20 protein-coding genes are annotated in these 22,241 nt (G+C 33.5%); 5 read left to right on the top strand and 15 right to left on the bottom strand.

Annotated features, from left to right (window positions below; translation table 11 throughout):
• Window positions 1-816 precede the first annotated feature (816 nt).
• On the bottom strand, window positions 817-2,214 hold the full coding sequence (mnmE, locus tag FT986_RS15805) for a tRNA uridine-5-carboxymethylaminomethyl(34) synthesis GTPase MnmE (RefSeq protein ID WP_147865863.1): 1,398 nt from the start codon (window positions 2,212-2,214) through the stop codon (window positions 817-819).
• Window positions 2,215-2,393: 179 nt separating this feature from the next.
• Between mnmE and FT986_RS15800 the strand changes: the two genes are divergently transcribed.
• A complete protein-coding gene (locus FT986_RS15800; protein WP_147865862.1) occupies window positions 2,394-2,750 on the top strand; it encodes a DUF4870 domain-containing protein in 357 nt (118 codons plus the stop codon).
• Window positions 2,751-2,752: 2 nt separating this feature from the next.
• Here the strand turns inward: FT986_RS15800 and msrA are convergent, their stop codons facing one another.
• From msrA to FT986_RS15780, 4 genes are all read right to left on the bottom strand, one after another.
• Window positions 2,753-3,403: a peptide-methionine (S)-S-oxide reductase MsrA gene (msrA, locus tag FT986_RS15795; protein ID WP_147865861.1), complete on the bottom strand. Its 651-nt coding sequence runs from the start codon at window positions 3,401-3,403 to the stop codon at window positions 2,753-2,755.
• Window positions 3,404-3,406: 3 nt separating this feature from the next.
• Entirely contained in the window at window positions 3,407-3,976 is a 570-nt protein-coding gene (locus FT986_RS15790; RefSeq protein WP_147865860.1) for a hypothetical protein, read from the bottom strand.
• Between the two features lie 125 nt (window positions 3,977-4,101).
• Window positions 4,102-4,881, bottom strand: coding sequence for a zinc ribbon domain-containing protein (locus FT986_RS15785; protein ID WP_147865859.1), 780 nt, complete (start codon window positions 4,879-4,881; stop codon window positions 4,102-4,104).
• Between the two features lie 2 nt (window positions 4,882-4,883).
• On the bottom strand, window positions 4,884-5,978 hold the full coding sequence (locus tag FT986_RS15780) for a Nif3-like dinuclear metal center hexameric protein (protein ID WP_147865858.1): 1,095 nt from the start codon (window positions 5,976-5,978) through the stop codon (window positions 4,884-4,886).
• Window positions 5,979-6,022: 44 nt separating this feature from the next.
• On the opposite strand from FT986_RS15780, the gene lpxK reads away from it, so the two are divergent.
• Window positions 6,023-7,027, top strand: a complete 1,005-nt coding sequence (gene lpxK / locus FT986_RS15775) for a tetraacyldisaccharide 4'-kinase (RefSeq protein ID WP_147865857.1) — start codon at window positions 6,023-6,025, stop codon at window positions 7,025-7,027.
• Here lpxK and FT986_RS15770 read toward each other — a convergent pair.
• The 6 genes from FT986_RS15770 to FT986_RS15745 form a co-directional block, all read right to left on the bottom strand.
• Entirely contained in the window at window positions 7,002-8,813 is a 1,812-nt protein-coding gene (locus FT986_RS15770; RefSeq protein WP_147865856.1) for a hybrid sensor histidine kinase/response regulator, read from the bottom strand. The genes lpxK and FT986_RS15770 overlap by 26 nt on opposite strands.
• A 31-nt stretch (window positions 8,814-8,844) precedes the next feature.
• Complete coding sequence (gene gap, locus FT986_RS15765; protein WP_147865855.1) at window positions 8,845-9,846, bottom strand: type I glyceraldehyde-3-phosphate dehydrogenase; 1,002 nt, start codon at window positions 9,844-9,846, stop codon at window positions 8,845-8,847.
• 18 nt (window positions 9,847-9,864) lie between these two features.
• Window positions 9,865-10,737, bottom strand: a complete 873-nt coding sequence (gene lipA / locus FT986_RS15760; protein WP_147865854.1) for a lipoyl synthase — start codon at window positions 10,735-10,737, stop codon at window positions 9,865-9,867.
• Window positions 10,738-10,837: 100 nt separating this feature from the next.
• A complete protein-coding gene (locus tag FT986_RS15755; RefSeq protein WP_147865853.1) occupies window positions 10,838-11,380 on the bottom strand; it encodes an RNA polymerase sigma factor in 543 nt (180 codons plus the stop codon).
• A 4-nt stretch (window positions 11,381-11,384) separates the two neighbouring features.
• Window positions 11,385-12,503, bottom strand: coding sequence for a glycosyltransferase (locus tag FT986_RS15750; protein ID WP_147865852.1), 1,119 nt, complete (start codon window positions 12,501-12,503; stop codon window positions 11,385-11,387).
• Between the two features lie 9 nt (window positions 12,504-12,512).
• The gene (locus FT986_RS15745) at window positions 12,513-12,713 is read right to left on the bottom strand and encodes a membrane or secreted protein (RefSeq protein WP_111541942.1); all 201 of its coding nucleotides are present in this window, start codon (window positions 12,711-12,713) and stop codon (window positions 12,513-12,515) included.
• 153 nt (window positions 12,714-12,866) lie between these two features.
• On the opposite strand from FT986_RS15745, the gene FT986_RS15740 reads away from it, so the two are divergent.
• On the top strand, window positions 12,867-13,478 hold the full coding sequence (locus FT986_RS15740; protein WP_255506011.1) for a fasciclin domain-containing protein: 612 nt from the start codon (window positions 12,867-12,869) through the stop codon (window positions 13,476-13,478).
• A 75-nt stretch (window positions 13,479-13,553) separates the two neighbouring features.
• Here the strand turns inward: FT986_RS15740 and murB are convergent, their stop codons facing one another.
• The 3 genes from murB to FT986_RS15725 form a co-directional block, all read right to left on the bottom strand.
• Entirely contained in the window at window positions 13,554-14,570 is a 1,017-nt protein-coding gene (gene murB, locus FT986_RS15735) for a UDP-N-acetylmuramate dehydrogenase (protein ID WP_147865851.1), read from the bottom strand.
• A complete protein-coding gene (locus FT986_RS15730; RefSeq protein ID WP_111541940.1) occupies window positions 14,557-15,762 on the bottom strand; it encodes a pyridoxal phosphate-dependent aminotransferase in 1,206 nt (401 codons plus the stop codon). The genes murB and FT986_RS15730 overlap by 14 nt, the downstream gene beginning before the upstream one ends.
• A gap of 103 nt (window positions 15,763-15,865) precedes the next feature.
• Window positions 15,866-16,258: a DUF1573 domain-containing protein gene (locus FT986_RS15725; RefSeq protein ID WP_111541939.1), complete on the bottom strand. Its 393-nt coding sequence runs from the start codon at window positions 16,256-16,258 to the stop codon at window positions 15,866-15,868.
• Between the two features lie 131 nt (window positions 16,259-16,389).
• Here FT986_RS15725 and FT986_RS15720 point away from each other — a divergent pair, with 131 nt between their 5' ends.
• The gene (locus FT986_RS15720) at window positions 16,390-19,020 is read left to right on the top strand and encodes a valine--tRNA ligase (protein WP_147865850.1); all 2,631 of its coding nucleotides are present in this window, start codon (window positions 16,390-16,392) and stop codon (window positions 19,018-19,020) included.
• Between the two features lie 76 nt (window positions 19,021-19,096).
• Complete coding sequence (locus tag FT986_RS15715) at window positions 19,097-19,399, top strand: hypothetical protein (protein WP_147865849.1); 303 nt, start codon at window positions 19,097-19,099, stop codon at window positions 19,397-19,399.
• A 77-nt stretch (window positions 19,400-19,476) separates the two neighbouring features.
• Here the strand turns inward: FT986_RS15715 and lon are convergent, their stop codons facing one another.
• Window positions 19,477-21,927 carry an endopeptidase La gene (lon, locus tag FT986_RS15710; RefSeq protein ID WP_147865848.1) on the bottom strand — a complete coding sequence of 817 codons (2,451 nt, stop codon included), beginning with the start codon at window positions 21,925-21,927 and terminating at the stop codon, window positions 19,477-19,479.
• Window positions 21,928-22,241 lie beyond the last annotated feature (314 nt).

The raw sequence follows: 22,241 nt of genomic DNA, 5'->3' as shown, positions 1-22,241 counted from the left end.
AGTCGTGCCTTCTTCGAAATGACAAATAACCTGAGCTAGAACAAAACGAAGGGCAGTAAAAATCTTTATTTTAAAACTCAAAATTACTTTTAAAACAATTATAACGGAATCAAAAAATTACTGTCATACTGAGCGTAGTAAAGCGGAGTCGAAGTATCTTTAACTTCAAATAAAAAAACCACCACCTTTTTAAAAAGATTTCTCAGTCGTACCTTCTTCGAAATGACAAGTTTGAGATTTGTAGCCACCCCTTCCCAATCTAGATACAGGAACTTAAACTGCATACTTCCTCATTAAATTCTAGATTACATCAAACCTATTTTACTTTTTGCATTGCCCAAAAAGTAACAAAAAGTCTAGACTGATTTTCCTGAACTTGAAAATCAGCTAAAAAAACTTTATCCTGCGGATAGCAAACCGCTTCGCTAGGCTATCCTCCACATCCCCCGCCAAGTTTTTTCTTAATTTTGCTACGCTCATGAAAAGTAGGTCACTTCTCTTTCTAAGAAAAATTTGCATTATTTTAATAATTGAAAAAATATTTTTAGAAAGGATTCGGCCTATCGAAAATTACTCGTCAAATTAGCAGTGCAGTAAGCGCAAAATTTTAGGCTGTTTGACCACAGGGAGTTCCTAAAATTTAGGCCTCGGTTGATAAATTTAAGAATAGTTTCGTCAGCCTAGACTCCTTCCCGTACCTCAGGCGGGTTTGTTTAGCTCACGCTTAGCTATTTTATTGGAGTTCGTGCATCTTCTACCGAAGAGGTCTTTTCTGGCGATGCGAAAAAGTAAAGGGTATAAATAAAAAGTAATTGGTTACTTCCCGATACAAAAGTTAGCAAAAATATTCCCGAGTAAATCGTCTGGACTTACTTCTCCAGAGATACTACCAAAATGATATAATGCTTCCCTAATATCTATGGCTAATAGATCTCCCGTTAAGCCCATATTCATACCTTCTTGTACATTATTGATTTCTTTTTGCGCTTTTAGCAAAGCATCGTAATGTCTAGAATTGGTAACAATTGCATCGTTACTTTTTAATGCTCCTGTATTTACAAATTGCAGTAACTTTTCTTCTAATTGTTCTACTCCCTCCTTTTTTTTAGCAGAAAGTAACAATACATCTGGCAAGGCGCTAGAAAATTCTTCTTTTAGTTGAGGATCTAATACATCGGTTTTATTGGCAATAATCAATAAGGGTTTTCCCGGAAATTGATTTTTGACCTTTTCTACCTCAACTTTTACTTGTTGCAGACTTAAATTATCGTTTTTTACTTTTTGAGCATCGAACAAATACACTACAATTTGAGCTTGTTCCATTTTTTGGAAGGTCTTTTTTATTCCTAGACCTTCTATTTTATCTTGTGTTTCTCGTATGCCGGCAGTATCAATAAATCGAAAACCTACTCCGCCAATAGCAATTTCATCTTCAATTGTATCTCTGGTTGTCCCTGCAATGTCGCTTACGATAGCACGATCTTCATTAAGTAAAGAGTTTAAAAGTGTCGATTTCCCCACATTGGGTTCGCCCACAATCGCGACAGGAATACCATTTTTAAGTACGTTCCCTACCGCAAAAGAATCTATTAATCTAGAAAGTGTTTTTTGAATTTTTAAAATAAGAGCTTGAAATTGATCTCTGTTAGCAAACTCTACATCTTCTTCAGAAAAATCTAGCTCTAGTTCTATTAAGGAAGCAAAATTAAGCAGCTCTTGTCTTAAGTTTTTTATTTCTGAAGCAAAACCGCCACGCATTTGTTGCATCGCTAATTGATGGCTTGCTGCATTATCACTCGCGATCAAATCGGCCACCGCTTCTGCCTGGCTCAATTCCATTTTTCCGTTAAGGAAAGCGCGTAGCGTAAACTCTCCTGCTTGTGCTGCTCTACAGCCTTGCTGAAGTAAAAGATTGATAATTTCTTGTTGTATAAACGGACTCCCATGGCAAGAGATCTCTACTGTATTTTCACCTGTATAAGAACGAGTTCCCTTAAAAACAGAGACCAAACTTTCGTCTATAATACGTTGGTCTTTTTTAATAAAACCTAATTGCAACGTATGCGAAGGCTGCTCTGTTAAACTTACTTTATTTTTCGCTTCAAAAATAGGAGCTGTAAAATTAATAGCATCTGGTCCTGAAACTCGAATAAGAGCAATGGCTCCGCTCCCTGGGGCACTTGCTAAGGCTACAATAGTATCTTCTAAAATCATGCTGCAAAGGTAATAAACCTAATGGAGTTAAAATAAGAAATGTAAAATCAGACAAATTAAAATGTCCAAGAGATCATTGAATACGATTACTATTTATCAAATAAATACGTCAGAAAAATCAACTTTGTAACAAAAATTATTTTTAAACGTCATATACATAGACCACTAAGATAACTATTATGGAAATTATTACTGAAAAAAGAGACGACCGACAATTATTAATTCTAACGCATCTTAGCCAATTACTTGATTTAATAACGGGTGTTGGCGGGTTTGTAGTACCTTTAATTATATGGCTTACTCAAAAAGACCGTGTTCACGGAATCGATGAACAAGGGAAACAAATTATCAACTTTCAAATAAGTATTTTTATCTACGCTATTTTAAGTATACCACTTATATTTTTATTCGGACTTGGAGTTCTCGTATTGATTGCTATAGGTATTGTTGCTTTTATATTCCCTATTATAAATGCAATTAAAGCAAGCCAAGGTGAACCGACCTATTATCCTTTCACTATAGAATTTCTAAAATAAATCTATTTTAAAAGCTCTGGAAACTTAGCTTTAAATTTTTGAAATCTAGGGTTAGAGACATTTCTTATATAAGAATTATTAGGGTGGTGTTTCTTATAGTCTTGGTGATAAGCTTCTGCTTCCCAAAATTTTTGAAAAGGCATAATTTCGGCAGCAATAGGTTTATTATAATTCTGTTGTAAATCCTTTACTTTGGCTTCTATAATGTCTTTTTGTTCTTTATTCTGATAAAAAATAATAGAACGGTATTGGGAACCTATATCTGGTCCTTGTCCGTTTTTTTGAGTCACATTTTGCGAGCCAAAATATACATCTATTAAAGTTTTAAAACTTACCACTTTTGGATCGTATATAATTTCTACTGCTTCGGCATGTCCCGTTTTTCCCGTATTACTAGCTTCATAAGTAGGATTTTCGGTATGTCCGCCTGCATATCCAGATATAGACTCTTGAACTCCATTTACACTTTCGTAAATTGCTTCTACACACCAAAAGCATCCGCTTGCGAAATAAGCTTTTTCATACCCTTGGGTAGTTGCCTTTACTTCTACGGGAGTGGCATTAGAAAGTTCTTGGTTCTTTTTTTCTTGAGCGTTATGATTTCCACAGTTCATAAAAAATAAACTGGCAAAAGCAATCATTAAATTTTTCATAGGTTATTTTCTTTTATAAGTACCTTCTAGGTTTTTTTTACCTAAAATAGCATAATCTGTAGCTAATTTTTGATCTATCGTAAATCCTTTCCAGTCTAAGTTAAGTTGACTTCCGTTTCTTGTAATAGTAGCTATAATGTTATTCTTATCGAAATCTGCCCACGGGATAGGGTTTTTCTCTTCAATATTTCCACTTCCGTTTAAATAATGAATATTAACAACATCATTATCTTTGCTGAATTTCACTTGTATATCAATGCCTGCATTTTGATCTATACACAATGTGGCAGGGCCTTGAAAGTTTAACTCTATACAATTACATTCACACACATTATTCTCTGCATCGACTTTAATAAACTGACCGTTCCAATCTGCTATAGTCTTTTTGGTATTGGCTTCGGTTTCCTCACGACTAGCTTTTTCTTTCCGTTGTTGTTCGCTTTGCACAACATCATTAGACTCCGAAGTTGAAATTTCATTCTCCGCATCATTTTCTGAAGTAGAAGATTTTTTATTCTCTTGACACGCTAATGCTGTGATCATGATTAAGCCTATAAATAGCAATTTTTTCATGGTATAGATATTAAGTGTTTATAAATCTACGAGAAACATAAAAACTAAGTTCTCAATATTATGTTAATAAAAAAAGCCTCCCTGTAGATACAGAAAGGCTTTGTAATATGATATAAGCTATATTTCTACATCTTAGCAAACATGTTTTGCATTTTAAGCTTTTCTTCTTCAGCTAATTCTTGATCAACCAAAATTCTACCACTGTGCTCATCGGTAATTACTTTCTTACGACCTGCAATTTCCATTTGAATTTGAGGGGGAATCGTAAAGAATGATCCTCCAGAAGCACCTCTTTCGATAGCCACTACTGCCAATCCATTCTTAACGTTCTCTCTAATTCTCGTATAAGCTTTTACCAAACGCTCCTCCATATTATTTTTGTAATCTTCAGACTTTTTGATAAGCGCTTTTTCTTCTTTTTCGGTCTCGTTCAAGATCTCATTTAACTCTCCCTGCTTATGCTCTAAGTGAGATTGTCTTTGCTCCATTTTTTCTTTGGTAGCGGCGATCACCTCTTTCTTTTGCTCTATTTGAGCGTAAAATTCTTTTATATGCTTTTCAGCCAATTCAATTTCTAATTCTTGAAATTCAATCTCTTTAGAAATAGCATTAAACTCACGATTATTACGAACATTTTTTTGTTGCTCGTTGTATTTTATAATTAAACCGTTAGCTTCTTCTATTAAGATTTTCTTCCCCTTAATATCAACATCTACTCGCTCTAAATCTGAACTTAATTTTTCTAATCTTTTATTTAATCCAGCGACTTCATCTTCCAGATCTTCTACTTCTAGAGGTAACTCTCCTCGTACATTTCTAATTTCATCAATACGAGAATCTATTAATTGCAAATCGTATAATGCTCTAAGCTTTTCCTCTACGGTAACCTCTTTTTTCTTTGCCATAATCAACTATATTGAATTGGGTTGGTATTTTTTTGTGATAAAACGATTGCAAAATTAGGGAATTTTTTTGTAAGATAAGAATGTAATAAGTTTTTTGTGTACTGTTCACTTTCATAATGCCCTACATCTGCCAAAAGAATCTTAGCTTCAGCTTTAAAAAAATCATGATATTTTAAGTCGGCCGTAATATAAACATCTGCTCCTGATGCAATTGCAGCTTGTATACCAAATGCTCCGCTACCTCCCAAAACAGCTACTTTTTTAATTTTATTTCCCAACCTATTAGAATGTCGCACTACTCCCGTTTTAAAAACAGTCTTAATATGCGCTAAAAAATCATTTTCATCCATAGGCTTTTCTAATTCTCCCACCATACCTATCCCAATATGCTGATTAGTGTTTTCTAAACTAGACACTTCATAGGCTACTTCTTCATAAGGATGACTTGTTTTTAATGCAGATAAAACTTGTTTCTCTACGTGGGTAGCCAAAGTAACGTGTATTTGATTTTCTTCTTCTATTTGTAACTTACCATTTTCCCCCACTACAGGATTGGCTTCATCATTTGGTAGAAAGCTTCCTTTTCCTTCTTGTGTAAAACTGCAATGATCGTAATTTCCTATATTTCCTGCCCCTGCCGCAAATAAAGCATCTAATACTTTTTGGGTATGTTTTTTTGGCACGTAAGTAGTAAGTTTCTTGATCGTTTTACTTTGCGGAATTAAAACCTGACGTTGGTGTAAATTTAGCTGCTCACAAATCATATCATTTACTCCCTTAAAGCAATTATCTAAGGCCGTATGAATAGCATAAATCGCAATATGATGTTGTATAGCCTTAATGACTACGCGCTCTACATAAGATTTCCCCGTTAGAGATTTTAGCCCACCAAAAATAATAGGATGAAAAGCAACGATGAGATTACACTTATTTTCAATCGCTTCGTCAACCGTTACCTCTAGAGTATCTAAACTTACTAACACGCCGGTAACTTCTTGTTTTTCATCTCCCACCAAAAGGCCTACATTATCAAAATCTTCCGCGTAAGCGAGGGGAGCTAATTCTTCTAGACTTTTTGTAATATCTTTTACTATCATAAAAATTCTTTAAAAGGTAAATATAAAAATTATACCTTCGTCTTATGCAAATACTAAGAAAATTACTCTTTCCTTTCTCTATTCTTTATGGAATAATAGTTGGGTTTCGGAACAAGTTTTTCGACTGGGGAATTTTAACCTCGGCCTCCTATGATTTCCCTGTCATTACGGTGGGAAATTTAAGTATGGGTGGGACAGGCAAATCGCCTATGATAGAATATCTTATTGGCTTACTGCATCATAATTATCCTATTGCAACCTTAAGCAGGGGTTACAAACGAAAGACAAAAGGCTTTTTATTATTGAATGTAGCCAGTGATGCAAAAGATGTAGGTGATGAACCGCTACAGTTTAAAAACAAATTTCCTGAAGTTTTGGTAGCGGTAGATGAACACCGACAAAATGGAATTAAAAATTTAAGAAGTTTAGAGCAACCACCCGAAATTATTTTGCTAGATGATGCTTATCAGCATCGAAAAGTAACTGCAGGTTTTTCTATATTACTGACCGCATATGGTGATCTTTATTCTAAAGATATGATTTTACCTGCGGGGAATTTAAGAGAAACTACGAGCGGTGCCCATAGAGCTGATGTGATTATTGTAACCAAATGCGACTTAGATATTTCTAAAGAAGAAAAGAGAAAGATTAAAACCTCGTTAGCTATTAAATCACATCAAAAATTGTTTTTTACAGGTATTCATTACGAAAACTATTTTACCAACGGAGTACAGCAAATACCATTACAATTGATGGAAAATTTTAGTCTCGTTACCGGAATTGCTAAGCCACAACCTTTAGTAAACCATTTGAAGGAAAACGGACTTGATTTTGAACACTTCGCATACTCAGATCATCATCTCTTTACGGAAAAAGAACTCCAGGAACTAAGAAGTCTTTCGCTAATTGTCACTACCGAAAAAGATTTTATGAGATTGAAGGAGCATTTACCTCATGACAAATTATTTTACCTCCCCATAAAAACGGTATTTCTTGAAGATCAAGAAGTTTTTGATAAGGAAGTTATGAGTTTTGTTGCGCAAGCTTAAGCACCTTGTATATCTTTTGGTAGAAAAGTTCAGTTTTGTAAGGCTTAGGGATAATATCAGTAAAACCGTGATGAAAAAATTGATCATCTTTATCATCTAAACTTACTGCCGTTAACGCTATTATAGGTGTAACACTATCATTTTTTCTAATGATCTCTGTGGCCTCTATTCCATCCATCACAGGCATATGAATATCCATTAAAATAAGATCATAACTAAATTTATTGACCAGATCTAAGGCTACTTTTCCATTTTCTGCAACCTCGCAAATAATATTTTTCCTTAATAAAATTTTCTCAGTGATTTTTTGATTTAGTTTATTATCGTCTACAATTAATATCTTTTTGTGATGAAGAATTTTAGTAATATCATCTTCTAAAATACTGAGGTTAGCATCATCTTTCTCTGGGTTTTCTATACTTCTCACTACCTTTTTAAAAGTGACATCAAAATAAAATTTAGAGCCACCTCCTTTTTCACTTTCTAAGAAAATTTTGCTTCCTAAAAATAGTAATAAATTTTTCACTATTGGAAGTCCAAGTCCCGTACCTCCATAAGTCACATTTGTTTCATCGTGTCCTTGATTGAAATTTTTAAAAATTGATTTATGGTATTTAGGATCTATACCTACCCCATTATCTACAATTTCAAAACGCACATAGGCATCATCTTTATCTTCCTTAAGTAAGCTTAAGTTAATCCACACATCCCCATCTTCTGAAAATTTGATGGCATTAGAAACCAAATTCATTAAAACTTGAGAGATCTTAAGCATATCACCGTTTAATTTATCGGGGATCTGCTCATCTATATACATATGTATAGCTACATTTTTATCTTTAGCTAATTTTTTAAAGGACTTATAAAAATCGTCCATTCTTAGCCTTAAATTAAAATCTGTATCTATTTTTTTTACTTTCTTTGCCGATAGCTTATTAAGATCTAAGATGTTATTAATAAGAGATAATAAATGCTCTCCCGAATATTTTAGAGAATTTAAATGTTCTTCTTGGTCTTTACTAGGATTTTCTTGCAATAATAGATAGGTTAACCCTGTAATCGCATAAATTGGAGTTCTTAATTCATGTGTAATAGTAGAAAGAAAATTTTCTTTAATTTTATTGGCCTGTTCTGCTTTTTCTTTGGCTTCAAAAAGTTGTTTATTCTTTTTTTGAAGCAGCTTGTTTGCTCCTGCTCTTAAGTTATTATTCTTATATAAGGAAAGGGTCAATAAGGACAAGATCGTAATGAGAAGCACGCTTAAAATAATCGCTAACTGATTAAACTTAAGTGACTTTTCTTGTTCTAAATTGGTTTTCTCTAGCTCTAAGATTTTACCTTCTACTACTGGAAAAGTTTCATCATTCAATATCGTCTTCCCAGTAACATCTTTTACAAAAGCATTTTTAATACTATTTACTTTTTTTAGACATTCTAAAGCTTTTTCGAGGTTATTTTCCCTTTCGTATATGACACTCAATAAATTTAAGCTCTTAACTTGCATGGAATAGTCTTCTCTTCTTTGAGCTAACTCGTAGGTTAGTTTTGCATATTCAAAAGAGAGCTCTAATTCTTCTTTTTGAAAATAGCCTGTCGCAGATTCATAATACTTCTCTGTAAGTATAGCTAAACTATCTATTTGAACTGTTTGCGTAGAAATATTATTTACATCTACCTTTTCTTCCTGCGGAGTATTAGGTAAGGTGTTCTCATAGTTAATGTTGCCAGAAATTACAGGGAAGGCAAGCAGAGAAAAAAGTAAAAAAAGGAGTATTCTAGTATTCACATGTTAATTTAAGAAAATAAATATAATCAATTTAATTTTTTAAAGCTATTATCATATCTATAATCCTATGGCTATAGCCATACTCATTATCATACCAACCTATTAATTTCACTAGATGCCCATCTATTACCGAGGTCATTTGTGCATCGAAAGTACAAGAATACGGGGTTCCTACAATATCTATAGATACAATAGGATCTTCGGTATACTGTAAAATTCCTTTAAAATGATTTTCTGAAGCTGTTTTAAAAAGCTGATTGATCTCTTCTATAGAAGTTTGATTTTTCACATTTAAAGTCATATCCGTTAAGGAACCATTAGGAACTGGCACCCGAATGCCACACCCCCCAATAACTGAAGCTAAATCTGGAAAAATTTTGGTTAATGCCTTTGCTGCTCCTGTGGTAGTAGGAATAATAGATTGAGCTGCCGCCCTAGATCTTCTTAAGTCTCTATGGGGTTTGTCGTGCAAACTCTGGTCTGAAGTATAGGAGTGTACCGTAGTAATATAAGCTTGTTCAACTTGAAAAGCATCATGTACTATTTTAAGCATTGGAGCTGCATTATTAGTAGTACAACTTGCGTTGGATATAATTTGATCTTCTTTTGAAATAGAGGAATCATTGACACCAAATACAATGGTTTTAATATCATCATCTATGGGAGGAACTGAAAGAATAACATGCTTAATGTTATTCTTAAGATGACCTTCCAACTCCCTTCGTTTTTTAAATTTCCCTGTAGACTCCACTACTAACTCTACATCTTGTGGCCACTTTATTTCTTTAGGATGTTCATCATTTAATAAATCATAAGATTGCTGATTTACTAAAATTGCATTTTCAGTATAGCTTACCTCTAGAGGTAGAACCCCATGAATACTATCATATTTAAGAAGATGAGACAAAGTTTTAGCATCAGCTAAATCATTTATCGCTACTACTTCAATTTCAGGATGGTTCAATAAGATTCTAAAAAGACCTCTACCAATTCTCCCAAAACCATTAATCCCAATTTTAATTTTATTGGCCATCGCTTTGCTTATGTAAGCTTAAGTTAAGTGTTTTTGAGCCTTATAAGAAGAGCGTACCAAAGCTCCGCTTTCAACGTGTCTAAATCCTAAGTCTAAGCCTATTTCTTCATATTTCTTAAACTGATCTGGAGTTATGAACTGCTGTACTGGTAAATGTTTCTTACTAGGTTGGAGGTATTGACCAATAGTTACAATATCTAGGTTGACGCTGCGTAAATCTTTTAGCGTTTGTATCACTTCTTCTTCCTTCTCCCCTAAACCTAACATAATTCCAGATTTGGTTCTCTCAATACCATTATCCTTTAAGTATTTTAAAACCGCTAAACTCCGATCATACTTTGCTTGGATACGCACCTCTCTCGTAAGACGCTTTACCGTTTCCATATTATGAGAAACCACTTCGGGTTTTACTGCTATAATTCTATCGATGTGTCTCTCTACCCCCTGAAAATCGGGAATAAGCGTTTCTAAAGTAGTGGTTGGATTCATTCTTCGAATAGACTTTACCGTCTCTTCCCAAATTATAGAACCCATATCTTTTAAATCGTCTCTATCTACACTTGTAATTACCGCATGTTTGATATCCATCAATTTTATAGAACGGGCTACTTTCTCTGGTTCATCCCAATCTACATTTTCTGGACGTCCTGTTTTAACCCCGCAAAAACCACAACTACGTGTACAAACATTTCCTAATATCATAAAAGTAGCTGTACCCTCACTCCAGCATTCTCCCATATTAGGGCAGCTCCCAGAAGTACAAATAGTATGCAAATCATACTTATCTACTAATTTTCTAAGATTGGTATATTTTTTACCTGTAGGTAATTTTACGCGTAACCACTTAGGTTTCGCTTTTGGTTTTTCTTTTACAAGAGTTTCAACAGACATATAAGAAAATTTAGAAAGCAAAGGTAAAGAAATTTGAATGTATATGGAATGGATTTTACTTCTTATTGATTGCTTTTACAGATGTAAATATCAATAAAACTTATTCCCGATGTGTAATACTTTCAGCTAACAATTTTTTAGCGCGTAACAGTTTAACCTTTACATTATTAATGGGCTCGTTAAGTATTTCTGCTATCTCTTTGTAAGACATCTCTTTAAAATACCTATAGCGAATAACTTCTTCGTAGTGGGGTTTTAATTGTTTGATGTGGAAAAGTAAATTAGCTAAGTTTTGTTCTGCTATAAGTTGGTCTTCCACCGTCGGACTCTCGTCGACAATGTTTTTAGCGGCTAATTTATCTACTCGAGTGGTTTGAAGCGAATTAACTCTCTTAGAGTCTATATGAATATTTTTTGAAATGGTAATAAGCCAAGTTTTAAACTTATAATTCTCATTATAAGTGGCTATTTTATCAAAAGCACGACTAAAAGTCTGTATACTAATTTCTTCGGCTTCATATTCGTTATTGGTCTTTTTTAACTGAAATCTATACACATCATTCCAAAAGAAATCTAATAAGAATTGGAAGGAAATTTGATTTCCTACTTTAGCTTTTGCGATATGATCTTTTATTTCTGTCAAAAAATTATTTCCAATGTATGGGTTTTGAGAACTTGTTATGCATAAAGATAATCATTTGCGTACTCAACAATACTATTTCTTGAAAAGGTAAGAACCATAAGAGTCCTTTCTCTTTTAATAATTGGGAAGCTTTACCAATAATTATATATTGTAATGCTATTTTTATAAACATAAATGAAACTACCCAATAAAGAAAATCAAAATTGATAAAAGCTAAAACGATTGCTAATACCCAAAACAACACCTGACTTACATAATAAAGACCCAGTAGAAGTTGGTGTTTAGTTTTATAATGTTGTGAAGTAGATACGTGCCTTCTTTTTTGTATGTACCAATCTTTCCACGTTATTTTGGGTTCACTTTTAGTAAATCCTTCTTCCTCTAAAAGCAGGGCTACATTTTTAGAGGTCGCAACAGCGTTAATGAAAAGGTCGTCGTCTCCAGATAAAATATTCATATGATCTACAAACCCATTATTAGCATAAAAAAGCTGAGAGGTATAAGCAAGATTTCTACCTACTCCCATATATGGAGTACCTAAAAAAGCATAAGAAAAATACTGAGTAGCTGTAATTAAAGTTTCGTAGCGAATTATCTTATTTAGAAATGATTTTTCTACCGTTTCATAGGCTCCGTAGCCTAAAACAATTTCTTTATCTGCATTAAATTGAGACGACATTAAAGCTAACCACTCTTTGCTTTCTGGTTTACAGTCCGCATCGGTAAATATTAGATGGGCATGGCTAGCCTTTTTTATTCCCAGTGTAAGTGCGTATTTTTTATTTCCCCAGAAACGTTCATTATTTTGAACATTCACAATTTTTATTCTAGCGTCTTTTTTCTGAAAAGACTCTATAATATCTAATGTGTTATCTACAGAACAATCATTAACAAGCACGATCTCAAAATCTGGATGAGATTGATCTAAGAAATAAGGTATGTTTAGTTGTAAAGATTCAGCTTCATTCTTTGCACAAATTACAAGAGAAACTGGTAGATGGTTTTGTTTTGAGGCAATAACTCTTTTCTTCTTATAAGAGAATAAGAAGATTCCAAAAGAAAAAAAATATAAAAAGTTAATCGCTGCGATGCCTACAAAGACAAAGAAAATAATTTGCGACATTAATATAACTTATTGCACATTTTCTTTACCACACTCTGCTTCGTCTGGCATTTTACCACAAAAACCACAAGGCTCACCTCCTTTATTAAGAAACGGACTTTGACTAGCGCAAGTTCCTGCAAACTCACCGTCTTTTTTGGCCCAAATTTTTATAGCAATTCCCGCGAAAGCTACTGCTAATAATACGATTGTTAAGACTATTAATTTCATAATGCAAAAATACGACATTAGTAGGTTATAGAAAAATGTTGAGGATATTTAATAAAGAATTTACACTATTTAACTAAAATTTAGGGCGTTGAAAAACACCTGTACACTCTAATCCTATATCTTAGCATCATAATTCAACTAAAAATTATTATTATGAAACTGAACAAATTAGTAATGTTAGCTCTAGTGTCTCTATTCACTTTCGCTTCTTGTCAAGATGAAAAGAAAGACAAAGAAAATGAGATAGAAATGAATGAGAACGAAATGGATGCTAACGAAACATCTATGGAGGCTGAAAAGGAAGCTGAAAAAACTGAGATGAATTTAGCACAGATCACCATGAATTCTAACAAGCACACCACTTTGGTTTCTGCCGTACAAGGTGCAGGAATGGTGGCAAAATTAGAATCTGAAGGTCCTTTTACCATTTTCGCTCCGACAAACGAAGCATTTAATAAACTTCCAAAAGGAACAGTTGAGAGCCTAATGAAACCAGAAAGTAAAGAAAAGTTAGAAGGTGTATTAAGCTACCACATTATTCCAGGAGAAGTAGATTCTAAGAAATTGGTAGATCTTATTAATTCTAATGAAAGTAAAAAATATACGCTTGTTACCGCTAATGATGGTAAGATTGACGCTACAATTGAAGACGGAAAAGTAATGTTAACCGATGCAAATGGTAACAAAGCTACTGTAACAGATGTAGACATGAAAGGATCAAACGGTTACGTACATTCTATCGATGCCGTTTTAATGAGAAAGTAAGAGTAAGTTAAGTAAGTAGATTGAGTTAAGTTAGATTGAAGAGCAGGTTTTGAAATTTCAAAACCTGCTCTTTTTTTATTCAATCACATTTACTTCCATTTCTAAATGAATACTAAACATTTTAAGTATTTCTGCTTGTATTTCTTGGGCTAATTGATACAGCTCTGCTCCCGTGGCATTCCCGTAATTCACCAATACTAAAGCTTGATTTCTATGTACTCCTGCATCATTCTTTCGAATTCCCTTAAAACCTGCTTTTTCAATAAGCCACCCTGCAGGAACTTTCACTTCCGTAGCTGAAATAGGATATGAAGGAATTTCGGGATATTTCTCTACTAACTTATTAAAATCTGTTATCGTAATAACAGGATTTTTAAAAAAACTTCCGCTATTCCCAAGTTCTTTTGGGTTAGGTAATTTGGAAGAGCGAATAGAAATAACAGCATCAGAAACATCTTTTATCGTAGGATTACTGATATTTTGTTTTTCTAATTCCTCTAAGATTGCTCCGTAACCCGTATAAAGCTTGTGTTCAATCTTCGTTAACCTAAATAACACACTAGAAATAACGTACTTATCTTTATTTTCATTTTTAAAAGTAGAGTTTCTGTATCCAAAATTACATTCTTCCTTTGTGAAAGTTCGGGTTTGCAAAGTCTGCTTATGAACAGCTTCGCAACTCACAAAAGAATCTTTTAATTCTACTCCATAAGCTCCTATATTTTGTATAGGACTAGTACCCACATTTCCTGGAATTAAAGAGAGATTTTCTATTCCTCCAAAATCTTGTTCTATACACCAGCGTACAAATTCATGCCAGTTTTCACCTGCCTGCGCTCGTACATAAACAAACCCCTCTTCTTCTTTTTCTATCGTTTTCCCCTTTAGGTCGATATGAAGAATGGTTTTGTCTATATTCTTTAAAAGTAAAATATTACTTCCTCCCCCCAAAACCAATATTTCATGAGCGTAAACCTGTTGCAGAACTTCTTTTAGTTCGTCCACACTGCTCACAGATACAAACGCTTTCGCGGAAACATCTATACCAAAGGTATTGTGGTTTTTTAAAGAATAATTTTTATGATGCTCCATGAATTTCGTTATACTTTTTCAAGGCAGCTTTTAAAATTTCAATTGCTTCTAAAAGGTGTTCTTTTTCTAAAACATAAGCAATTCTTACTTGGTTCATTCCTGTTTTAGGAGTAGAATAAAATCCTTCTGCAGGAGCGACCATGACAGTTTTTCCATCTTTATCAAAACTCTCTAATAACCATTTTGCAAAATGATCGGCATCAGCTACAGGTAACTGCGCTATACAATAAAATGCTCCATTTGGTTTTGCTACTTCTACACCTTCAATAGATTTTAAACCTTCAATTAAAGTATCTCTTCGGTCAACATACTCTTCAATTACATCATCAAAATAGGATTGTGGTGTATCTAAAGCTGCTTCACTAGCGATTTGAGCAAAGGTTGGCGGACTTAATCTTGCTTGTGCAAATTTCATCGCCGTACTTATTAATTCTTTATTTTTTGATACCAAACAACCTATTCTTGCTCCGCACATACTGTAGCGCTTAGAAACAGAATCAATCATGATAGCATTTTGCTCTAGTCCTTCTTGGTTCATTACCGAATGATGTTTTAATCCTTCGTAAGCAAACTCTCTATAAACTTCATCTGCCACTAAAAACAAATCATATTTTTTCGCTAAAGCGGAAAGCTGATCCATTTCATCTTTTGTATATAAATAACCTGTAGGGTTACCAGGATTACAAATAACAATTGCCTTGGTTTTATCGGTGATTAATTTTTCAAATTCAGAAACTGGAGGTAGGGCAAATCCATCTTCAAATTTCGCTTGTACAGGTACTACATTCACACCTGCGCTGGTAGCAAATCCGTTATAGTTCGCGTAAAAAGGTTCTGGGATAATCACTTCATCATTCGGATCGGTAATACTACCCATCGCAAACAATAAAGCTTCAGATCCTCCTGTGGTAATGATAATATCTTCTGCTTCAACGGGAAGACCTACTTTTTGGTAATATTTAGCAAGTTTCTCACGGTAGGTAGCAAATCCAGCAGAATGACTATAAGAAATAATTTCTAAATCATTATTTTTAACCGCATCTAAAGCAACTTGCGGGGTTTTAATATCGGGCTGACCAATATTTAAATAAAATATTTCTTTTCCTTGCTTTGTAGCTTCTTCAGCATAAGGAACTAATTTTCTAATTGGAGATTCTGGCATAGCCAGACCTTTGGAAGATATTGAAGGCATAATTAAATTTTTACGCAAATTTGCAAAAAAATAAAGTAAATACCTTCATTCTTGGGCATAAAAAAAGCCCTTTTAAAAAGGGCTTTCTAAGTCTAATTTTTTATTATTTTTCTAAGACACTTCGAGTATCTTTTTTATTGATAGTTCCTTTTATCTTTAATGGAATAGGAGAATTATCAACGTTTGCATAAACCGTTACCGTTTTTCTAATTGGCCCAGGTCTTTTTGTGTCATACTTTACTTTAATCACACCAGTTTTTCCTGGAGCAATAGGATCTTTTGGCTTTTCTGGCACTGTACAACCACACGTAGACTTTACATCACTAATTACTAAAGGCTCATCACCTACATTAGTAAATGTAAAAGATCTAACACCATCACTTCCATATTCGATAGTACCATAATCAATGGTTTCTTCATCAAACTTGATTTCAGCTTGAGCACTAACTGCTAAAGAAGTAAAAAGTGCTATTGCACAAACAATAAGATTTTTCATAATTTTTAAATTTGTGACTAAATTAAAAGTTATTTTCAATTATACCAAATAATAAGAATAACAAATTTTAATCTTTTAAAATAGTCATTATATAAGTACTTTTGTATACTTAATTCAAAAATTAGACCAAAATGGCTATTGCTGCTACCTATAACGCTAAAGAAACAGAAGATAAATGGTATTCGTATTGGATGGAAAATAATTATTTTCATTCAGAAGTCAACGATAAAGAACCTTACACCATTGTAATTCCTCCGCCAAACGTTACAGGAGTATTGCATATGGGACATATGCTCAATAACACCATACAAGATGTTTTAATACGTAAAGCAAGACTCAAAGGTCTTAATGCATGTTGGGTTCCAGGAACAGATCATGCCAGTATTGCTACAGAAGCTAAAGTAGTAAACAAGCTTAAAGAAGAAGGCATTAATAAAAATGACCTTTCTCGTGAAGAGTTTTTAGAACACGCTTGGGAATGGACCCACAAACATGGAGGTATAATTTTAGAACAGTTAAAAAAACTCGGAGCTTCTTGTGACTGGGAACGTACCAAATTTACCATGGATGATGATTTATCTAAATCGGTAATTAAAGTATTTGTAGACCTTTACAAAAAAGGACACGTTTATCGAGGATATCGAATGGTTAACTGGGATCCGCAAGCAAAAACTACTCTGAGTGATGAAGAAGTTATTCATGTAGAAAAAGAAGGTAAATTATACTATATTAATTATGCGATTGAAGGAAGTAATGATGTTTTAACCATCGCTACCACTAGACCAGAAACTATTTTTGGAGATACCGCAATTTGTATTAATCCTAATGATGAGCGGTTTGCTCATCTAAAAGGTAAAAAAGCAATTGTTCCTATATGTAACCGAGTAATTCCTATTATTGAAGATGAATATGTTGACTTAGAATTTGGGACAGGCTGCTTAAAAGTGACACCAGCTCACGATGAAAACGATAAAAACCTAGGAGATAAACATCAATTAGAGATTATAGACATTTTTAATGATGATGCTACTTTAAATAGTTATGGTTTACACTATGAAGGGAAAGATCGTTTTGATGCTCGAAGAGATGTAGTAAAAGAACTAGAAACACTTGAGCTTTTAATTAAAACTGAAACTCACATTAATAAAGTAGGAATTAGCGAGCGTACAGGCGCAGTAATAGAGCCTAAATTAAGTGATCAATGGTTCTTAAAAATGAAAGAACTTGCACAACCTGCTCTAGATGCAGTTTTAGAAAAGGAAGTTGCTTTAGTTCCTGAAAAATTCATCAATACTTATCGTCATTGGATGGAAAATGTTCGAGATTGGAACATTTCACGTCAGTTATGGTGGGGTCATCAAATTCCGGCTTATTTCTACGGAGATGGAAAGGAAGATTATGTCGTAGCAGAAACTAAGGAAGAGGCGTTAAAAATTGCCCAAGAAAAAACAGGTAATAAAGAGCTTGCTTTAGAAGATTTAACTCAAGATGAAGATGCATTAGACACTTGGTTCTCTTCTTGGTTGTGGCCTATGAGTGTGTTTAACGGAATTTTAGAGCCCGACAATAAAGAAATCAACTACTACTACCCTACTAATGATTTGGTGACAGCTCCCGAAATTCTATTTTTCTGGGTTGCCCGAATGATTATTGCAGGTTATGAGTATCGTGGAGAAAAACCTTTTAATAGCGTTTACCTTACCGGAATTGTAAGAGACAAGCAGCGCCGAAAAATGAGTAAATCTTTAGGAAACTCTCCAGATCCTTTAATGTTGATAGAAAAATATGGAGCAGATGGAATAAGAGTGGGGATGTTACTTTCTTCTCCTGCCGGTAATGATTTAATGTTTGATGAAGATTTATGTAAACAAGGAAGTGGCTTTGTAAATAAAATCTTTAATGCATCTCGACTTATACTTAATTGGGAAGTTGATGAGAACAAATCACAACCAGAATATTGTAAAACGGCTATTACTTGGTACGAAGCTAAGTTTCAAAAAGCCTTAAAAGAGCTGGAAGATCACTATAGCAAATATAGAATTAGTGATGCTTTAATGACTACCTACAAATTAGTGTGGGATGACTTCTGCTCTTGGTTCTTAGAAATGATTAAACCTCCATTTGGAGAAAAAATAGATGCAACCACTTACCAGAGTGCCATTAGCATATTAGAAGATAATCTAAAAATCTTACATCCTTTTGTCCCTTTTATTTCCGAAGAAATTTGGCAAAATATTAAAGATCGAAGTAGTGAGGAAGCATTAATTATTGCAGAATGGCCAAAGCAAACATCTATCGATGATAAATTTATTACTGATTTTGAAACGGTAAAAGAAATTATATCAGGGATAAGAACTATTAGAAAAGAAAAAAACATTTCTTTTAAAGACACTATTAAATTAAGTGTGATTAATAATGAAAAACTGAGTAGTTCGTATGATAGTATTATTGCTAAATTAGGAAATATTGAAAAAATCACTTACGTGGAAGAGCAGTTAGCCAATAGCATGTCTTACCGAGTAAAATCTAATGAATATTTTATTCCTATGATCGGCGCAATTGATGTAGAGGAGGAAATAAGTAAGCTGACGGAAGAGCTAAAATATCAACAAGGATTTTTAAATTCCGTAAAGAAAAAACTTTCTAATGAACGCTTTGTAAATAACGCTCCAGAAAAAGTAGTCGCTATCGAAAAGCAAAAACAAGCAGATGCTGAAGCTAAAATAGAAGCTATCGAACAAAGTTTAGCTAGTTTAAAATAAATCTTATAGAAAACATAAAATATTTTGTAAGTCGGTTTATTCACGTAGTTTTGGACAAACCAAAAATTATATTATTATGATAAAAGTAGTTAGAACATTAGCAGTAGCAGCTATCGTAAGTGTATCTCTTGTTAGCTGTAGAGAAGAAAGTAAAGAAACTAAAACTGTAGAAGGCATCGAGGTTACCGAAGAAGCTCAAGTTGAAGTTAGCGAAGATGGGGAAAAGGTAGAAATTCAAGATGGGAATACCGACATCAAAGTAAAAAAGGATGAAAACGGAAACATTGAGAAAAAGAAAATCGATGGAGAAAATAGAGATGTAAAAATTAAAATGGAAGACGGCAACGTGGAAAAGAAAAAGGTAGATATAGATAACTAATCTCCTTTTAAAAAAAACAAAACCCCCAAAATACATATTTTGGGGGTTTTGTTTTTTTATTAGATGCTAAAGAACTTTTAGAGCGTTTTAGCATTCTTAACCTTTTGCTTTGTAAGACCTTTATCTAACACATCCTTCATATCTGAAACATAATGAAAAGTTAATCCTTTTAGGTAATCTTCTTTAATCTCTTCAATATCTTTTTTATTCTCTTCACAAAGAATGATTTCTTTTATATGAGCACGTTTAGCTGCAAGAATTTTTTCTTTAATTCCGCCAACAGGCAAAACTTTTCCTCGCAAAGTGATCTCTCCTGTCATCGCCAGACTTTTCTTCACTTTTCGCTGTGTAAATAAAGAAACTAGTGATGTTAACATAGTAATCCCAGCACTAGGTCCATCTTTAGGCGTTGCCCCTTCTGGAACGTGGATGTGGACATTATATTTGTCAAAAATATCTGCAGGGATTCCAAATTCGTCTGCATTTGCTTTAATATATTCCATAGCGATTGTCGCCGACTCTTTCATCACCTTACCTAAATTTCCAGTAACACTAAGGTTTCCTTTTCCTTTAGATAAAATAGACTCTATAAATAAAATATCACCACCTACTCTTGTCCAAGCAAGACCAGTTACTACACCAGCAACTTCATTATTTTCATATTTATTTCTTTCTAATCGTGCAGGCCCAAGAACATCAACAATATCTTCATTACTAATCTTAACATTGTATTCTTCTTCTAAGGCTATGCTTTTTGCCACATACCTAACTACTTTAGCAATTTGTTTTTCTAAGCCTCGAACTCCAGATTCTCGAGTATATCCTTCTACAATTTTAGTTAACTGCGCTTTACCGACTTTAATTTGGTCTGCTTTTAACCCATGCTCAGTAATTTGCTTAGGTAATAAGTGGCGTTTAGCTATTTCTACTTTTTCTTCAATAGTATAGCCAGTCATGTTTATGATCTCCATTCGATCCCTAAGCGCCGGTTGTATAGTATTTAAACTGTTAGAGGTAGCGATAAACATTACTTTAGATAAATCGAATCCCATTTCTAAGAAATTATCGTGGAATTCAGAATTTTGTTCTGGATCTAAAACTTCTAGTAATGCAGATGAAGGATCTCCTTGATTGCTATTACTTAATTTATCAATTTCATCTAAAACAAATACTGGATTACTAGTTCCTGCCTTTTTTAGACTTTGAATAATCCTACCTGGCATAGCACCAATATAAGTCTTACGGTGACCTCTTATTTCAGCTTCATCGCGAAGCCCTCCTAAAGAAATTCTAACATACTCTCTACCCAAAGCCTCTGCAATAGATTTACCTAAGGAAGTTTTACCTACACCTGGAGGTCCGTAAAAACATAAAATTGGTGATTTCATATCATCACGTAACTTAAGTACAGCAAGATATTCAATGATACGACGTTTTACTTCTTCAAGTCCATAATGATCTCTATCTAGTATTTTTTGCGCTCTTTTTAAATCAAATTTATCTTTACTGAATTCGTCCCAAGGCAATTCTAAAAATAGATCTAAATAATTGCGTTGAATAGAATACTCAGCCACCTGAGGATTCATACGTTGCATTTTAGCCAATTCCTTTTTAAAATGCTCTCCTACTTTCTTTCCCCATTTTTTCTTTTTAGCCAACTGGCGCATGTCTTCAATTTCAGATTCTGAAGAAACTCCGCCCAATTCTTCTTGAATCGTTTTCATTTGTTGATGCAAGAAATACTCACGCTGTTGCTGACTCATATCACTCTGCACCTTAGATTGAATATCATTTCTAAGTTCTAACTTTTGAAACTCTGTATTCATATACTTTAAAGTAGCTAAAGCTCTATTTCTAAGATCATTCATTTCTAAAAGTTCTTGTTTTTCCTTAACGGAAAGACTCATATTAGAAGAAACGAAATTGATAAGAAATGAAGGACTTTCTATATTCTTTATAGCAAATGACGCTTCAGAAGGTATTGACGGACTGTCTTTAATGATCTGTAAAGACAAATCTTTTACAGAATCAACTATCGCAGAAAACTCTTCATTATCTTTCGCAGGTTTTTCTTCTTTTATTGATGAAATACTTGCTTTTAAATAAGGGTCTTCTTGTAAGATCTCTTCAATTTGAAATCTCTTTTTACCTTGGATAATTACAGTCGTATTTCCATCAGGCATTTTTAAAACTCTCAATATTTTAGCAACTACTCCAACTTTATTGATGTCTTTTGCTTCAGGATTCTCTACCTCGCCATCTTTCTGAGATACAACTCCAATAGTTTTAGATCCGTTATTAGCGTCATTAATTAAAGTTATAGATTTGTCTCTACCTGCAGTAATAGGAATTACAACTCCAGGGAATAAAACCGTATTCTTTAAAGGAAGTATAGCTAACTCATTTGGCAAGTCTTCTTTATCAATCTCTTCTTCATCTTCTGGTGTCATTAGTGGAATTAATTCTGCATCTTCATTAATATCTTGAAATGACAAATTGTCTAAGCTAAATATATTTGATTTTCCCATTTTATATCTTTGGTCAAACTGTCAGTAAAACAGTTTATAATTTATAATAATTAATTTATTTGCATCTCCCTAAGTCTACTGTAAGGATAGTCTATAATAGGACAATTCTTGTGCCAATAAAATATTTAAAGAATATATCTATTGAAATTTAAAAATTACTTTTTACTGTTCTTGTATTTATGAGGTTAATTAAGAAATAGTAATTGGTGGTTGAAGATAGGGATTTAATTGACTTTAAAAAAAAGGATAAAAAAAAACCCTTCACTTGTATCAAGTGAAGGGTTTATAAACTTACCATTTGGTAAGTAAAAAAG

Source organism: Mesonia sp. K4-1, from assembly GCF_008017825.1.
In the GTDB taxonomy this organism is placed as follows: domain Bacteria; phylum Bacteroidota; class Bacteroidia; order Flavobacteriales; family Flavobacteriaceae; genus Mesonia.
Note: the sequence above shows the minus strand (reverse complement) of the source record. Positions and strands in the feature narration are given on the sequence as shown.

Bases quoted from the DNA above. Each gene is read 5' to 3' on its own strand.
- mnmE (WP_147865863.1), bottom strand. From the start codon at position 2,214: ATGATTTTAGAAGATACTATTGTAGCCTTAGCAAGTGCCCCAGGGAGC.
- FT986_RS15800 (WP_147865862.1), top strand. From the start codon at position 2,394: ATGGAAATTATTACTGAAAAAAGAGACGACCGACAATTATTAATTCTA.
- msrA (WP_147865861.1), bottom strand. From the start codon at position 3,403: ATGAAAAATTTAATGATTGCTTTTGCCAGTTTATTTTTTATGAACTGT.
- FT986_RS15790 (WP_147865860.1), bottom strand. From the start codon at position 3,976: ATGAAAAAATTGCTATTTATAGGCTTAATCATGATCACAGCATTAGCG.
- FT986_RS15785 (WP_147865859.1), bottom strand. From the start codon at position 4,881: ATGGCAAAGAAAAAAGAGGTTACCGTAGAGGAAAAGCTTAGAGCATTA.
- FT986_RS15780 (WP_147865858.1), bottom strand. From the start codon at position 5,978: ATGATAGTAAAAGATATTACAAAAAGTCTAGAAGAATTAGCTCCCCTC.
- lpxK (WP_147865857.1), top strand. From the start codon at position 6,023: ATGCAAATACTAAGAAAATTACTCTTTCCTTTCTCTATTCTTTATGGA.
- gap (WP_147865855.1), bottom strand. From the start codon at position 9,846: ATGGCCAATAAAATTAAAATTGGGATTAATGGTTTTGGGAGAATTGGT.
- lipA (WP_147865854.1), bottom strand. From the start codon at position 10,737: ATGTCTGTTGAAACTCTTGTAAAAGAAAAACCAAAAGCGAAACCTAAG.
- FT986_RS15750 (WP_147865852.1), bottom strand. From the start codon at position 12,503: ATGTCGCAAATTATTTTCTTTGTCTTTGTAGGCATCGCAGCGATTAAC.
- FT986_RS15745 (WP_111541942.1), bottom strand. From the start codon at position 12,713: ATGAAATTAATAGTCTTAACAATCGTATTATTAGCAGTAGCTTTCGCG.
- FT986_RS15740 (WP_255506011.1), top strand. From the start codon at position 12,867: ATGAAACTGAACAAATTAGTAATGTTAGCTCTAGTGTCTCTATTCACT.
- murB (WP_147865851.1), bottom strand. From the start codon at position 14,570: ATGGAGCATCATAAAAATTATTCTTTAAAAAACCACAATACCTTTGGT.
- FT986_RS15730 (WP_111541940.1), bottom strand. From the start codon at position 15,762: ATGCCTTCAATATCTTCCAAAGGTCTGGCTATGCCAGAATCTCCAATT.
- FT986_RS15725 (WP_111541939.1), bottom strand. From the start codon at position 16,258: ATGAAAAATCTTATTGTTTGTGCAATAGCACTTTTTACTTCTTTAGCA.
- FT986_RS15720 (WP_147865850.1), top strand. From the start codon at position 16,390: ATGGCTATTGCTGCTACCTATAACGCTAAAGAAACAGAAGATAAATGG.
- FT986_RS15715 (WP_147865849.1), top strand. From the start codon at position 19,097: ATGATAAAAGTAGTTAGAACATTAGCAGTAGCAGCTATCGTAAGTGTA.
- lon (WP_147865848.1), bottom strand. From the start codon at position 21,927: ATGGGAAAATCAAATATATTTAGCTTAGACAATTTGTCATTTCAAGAT.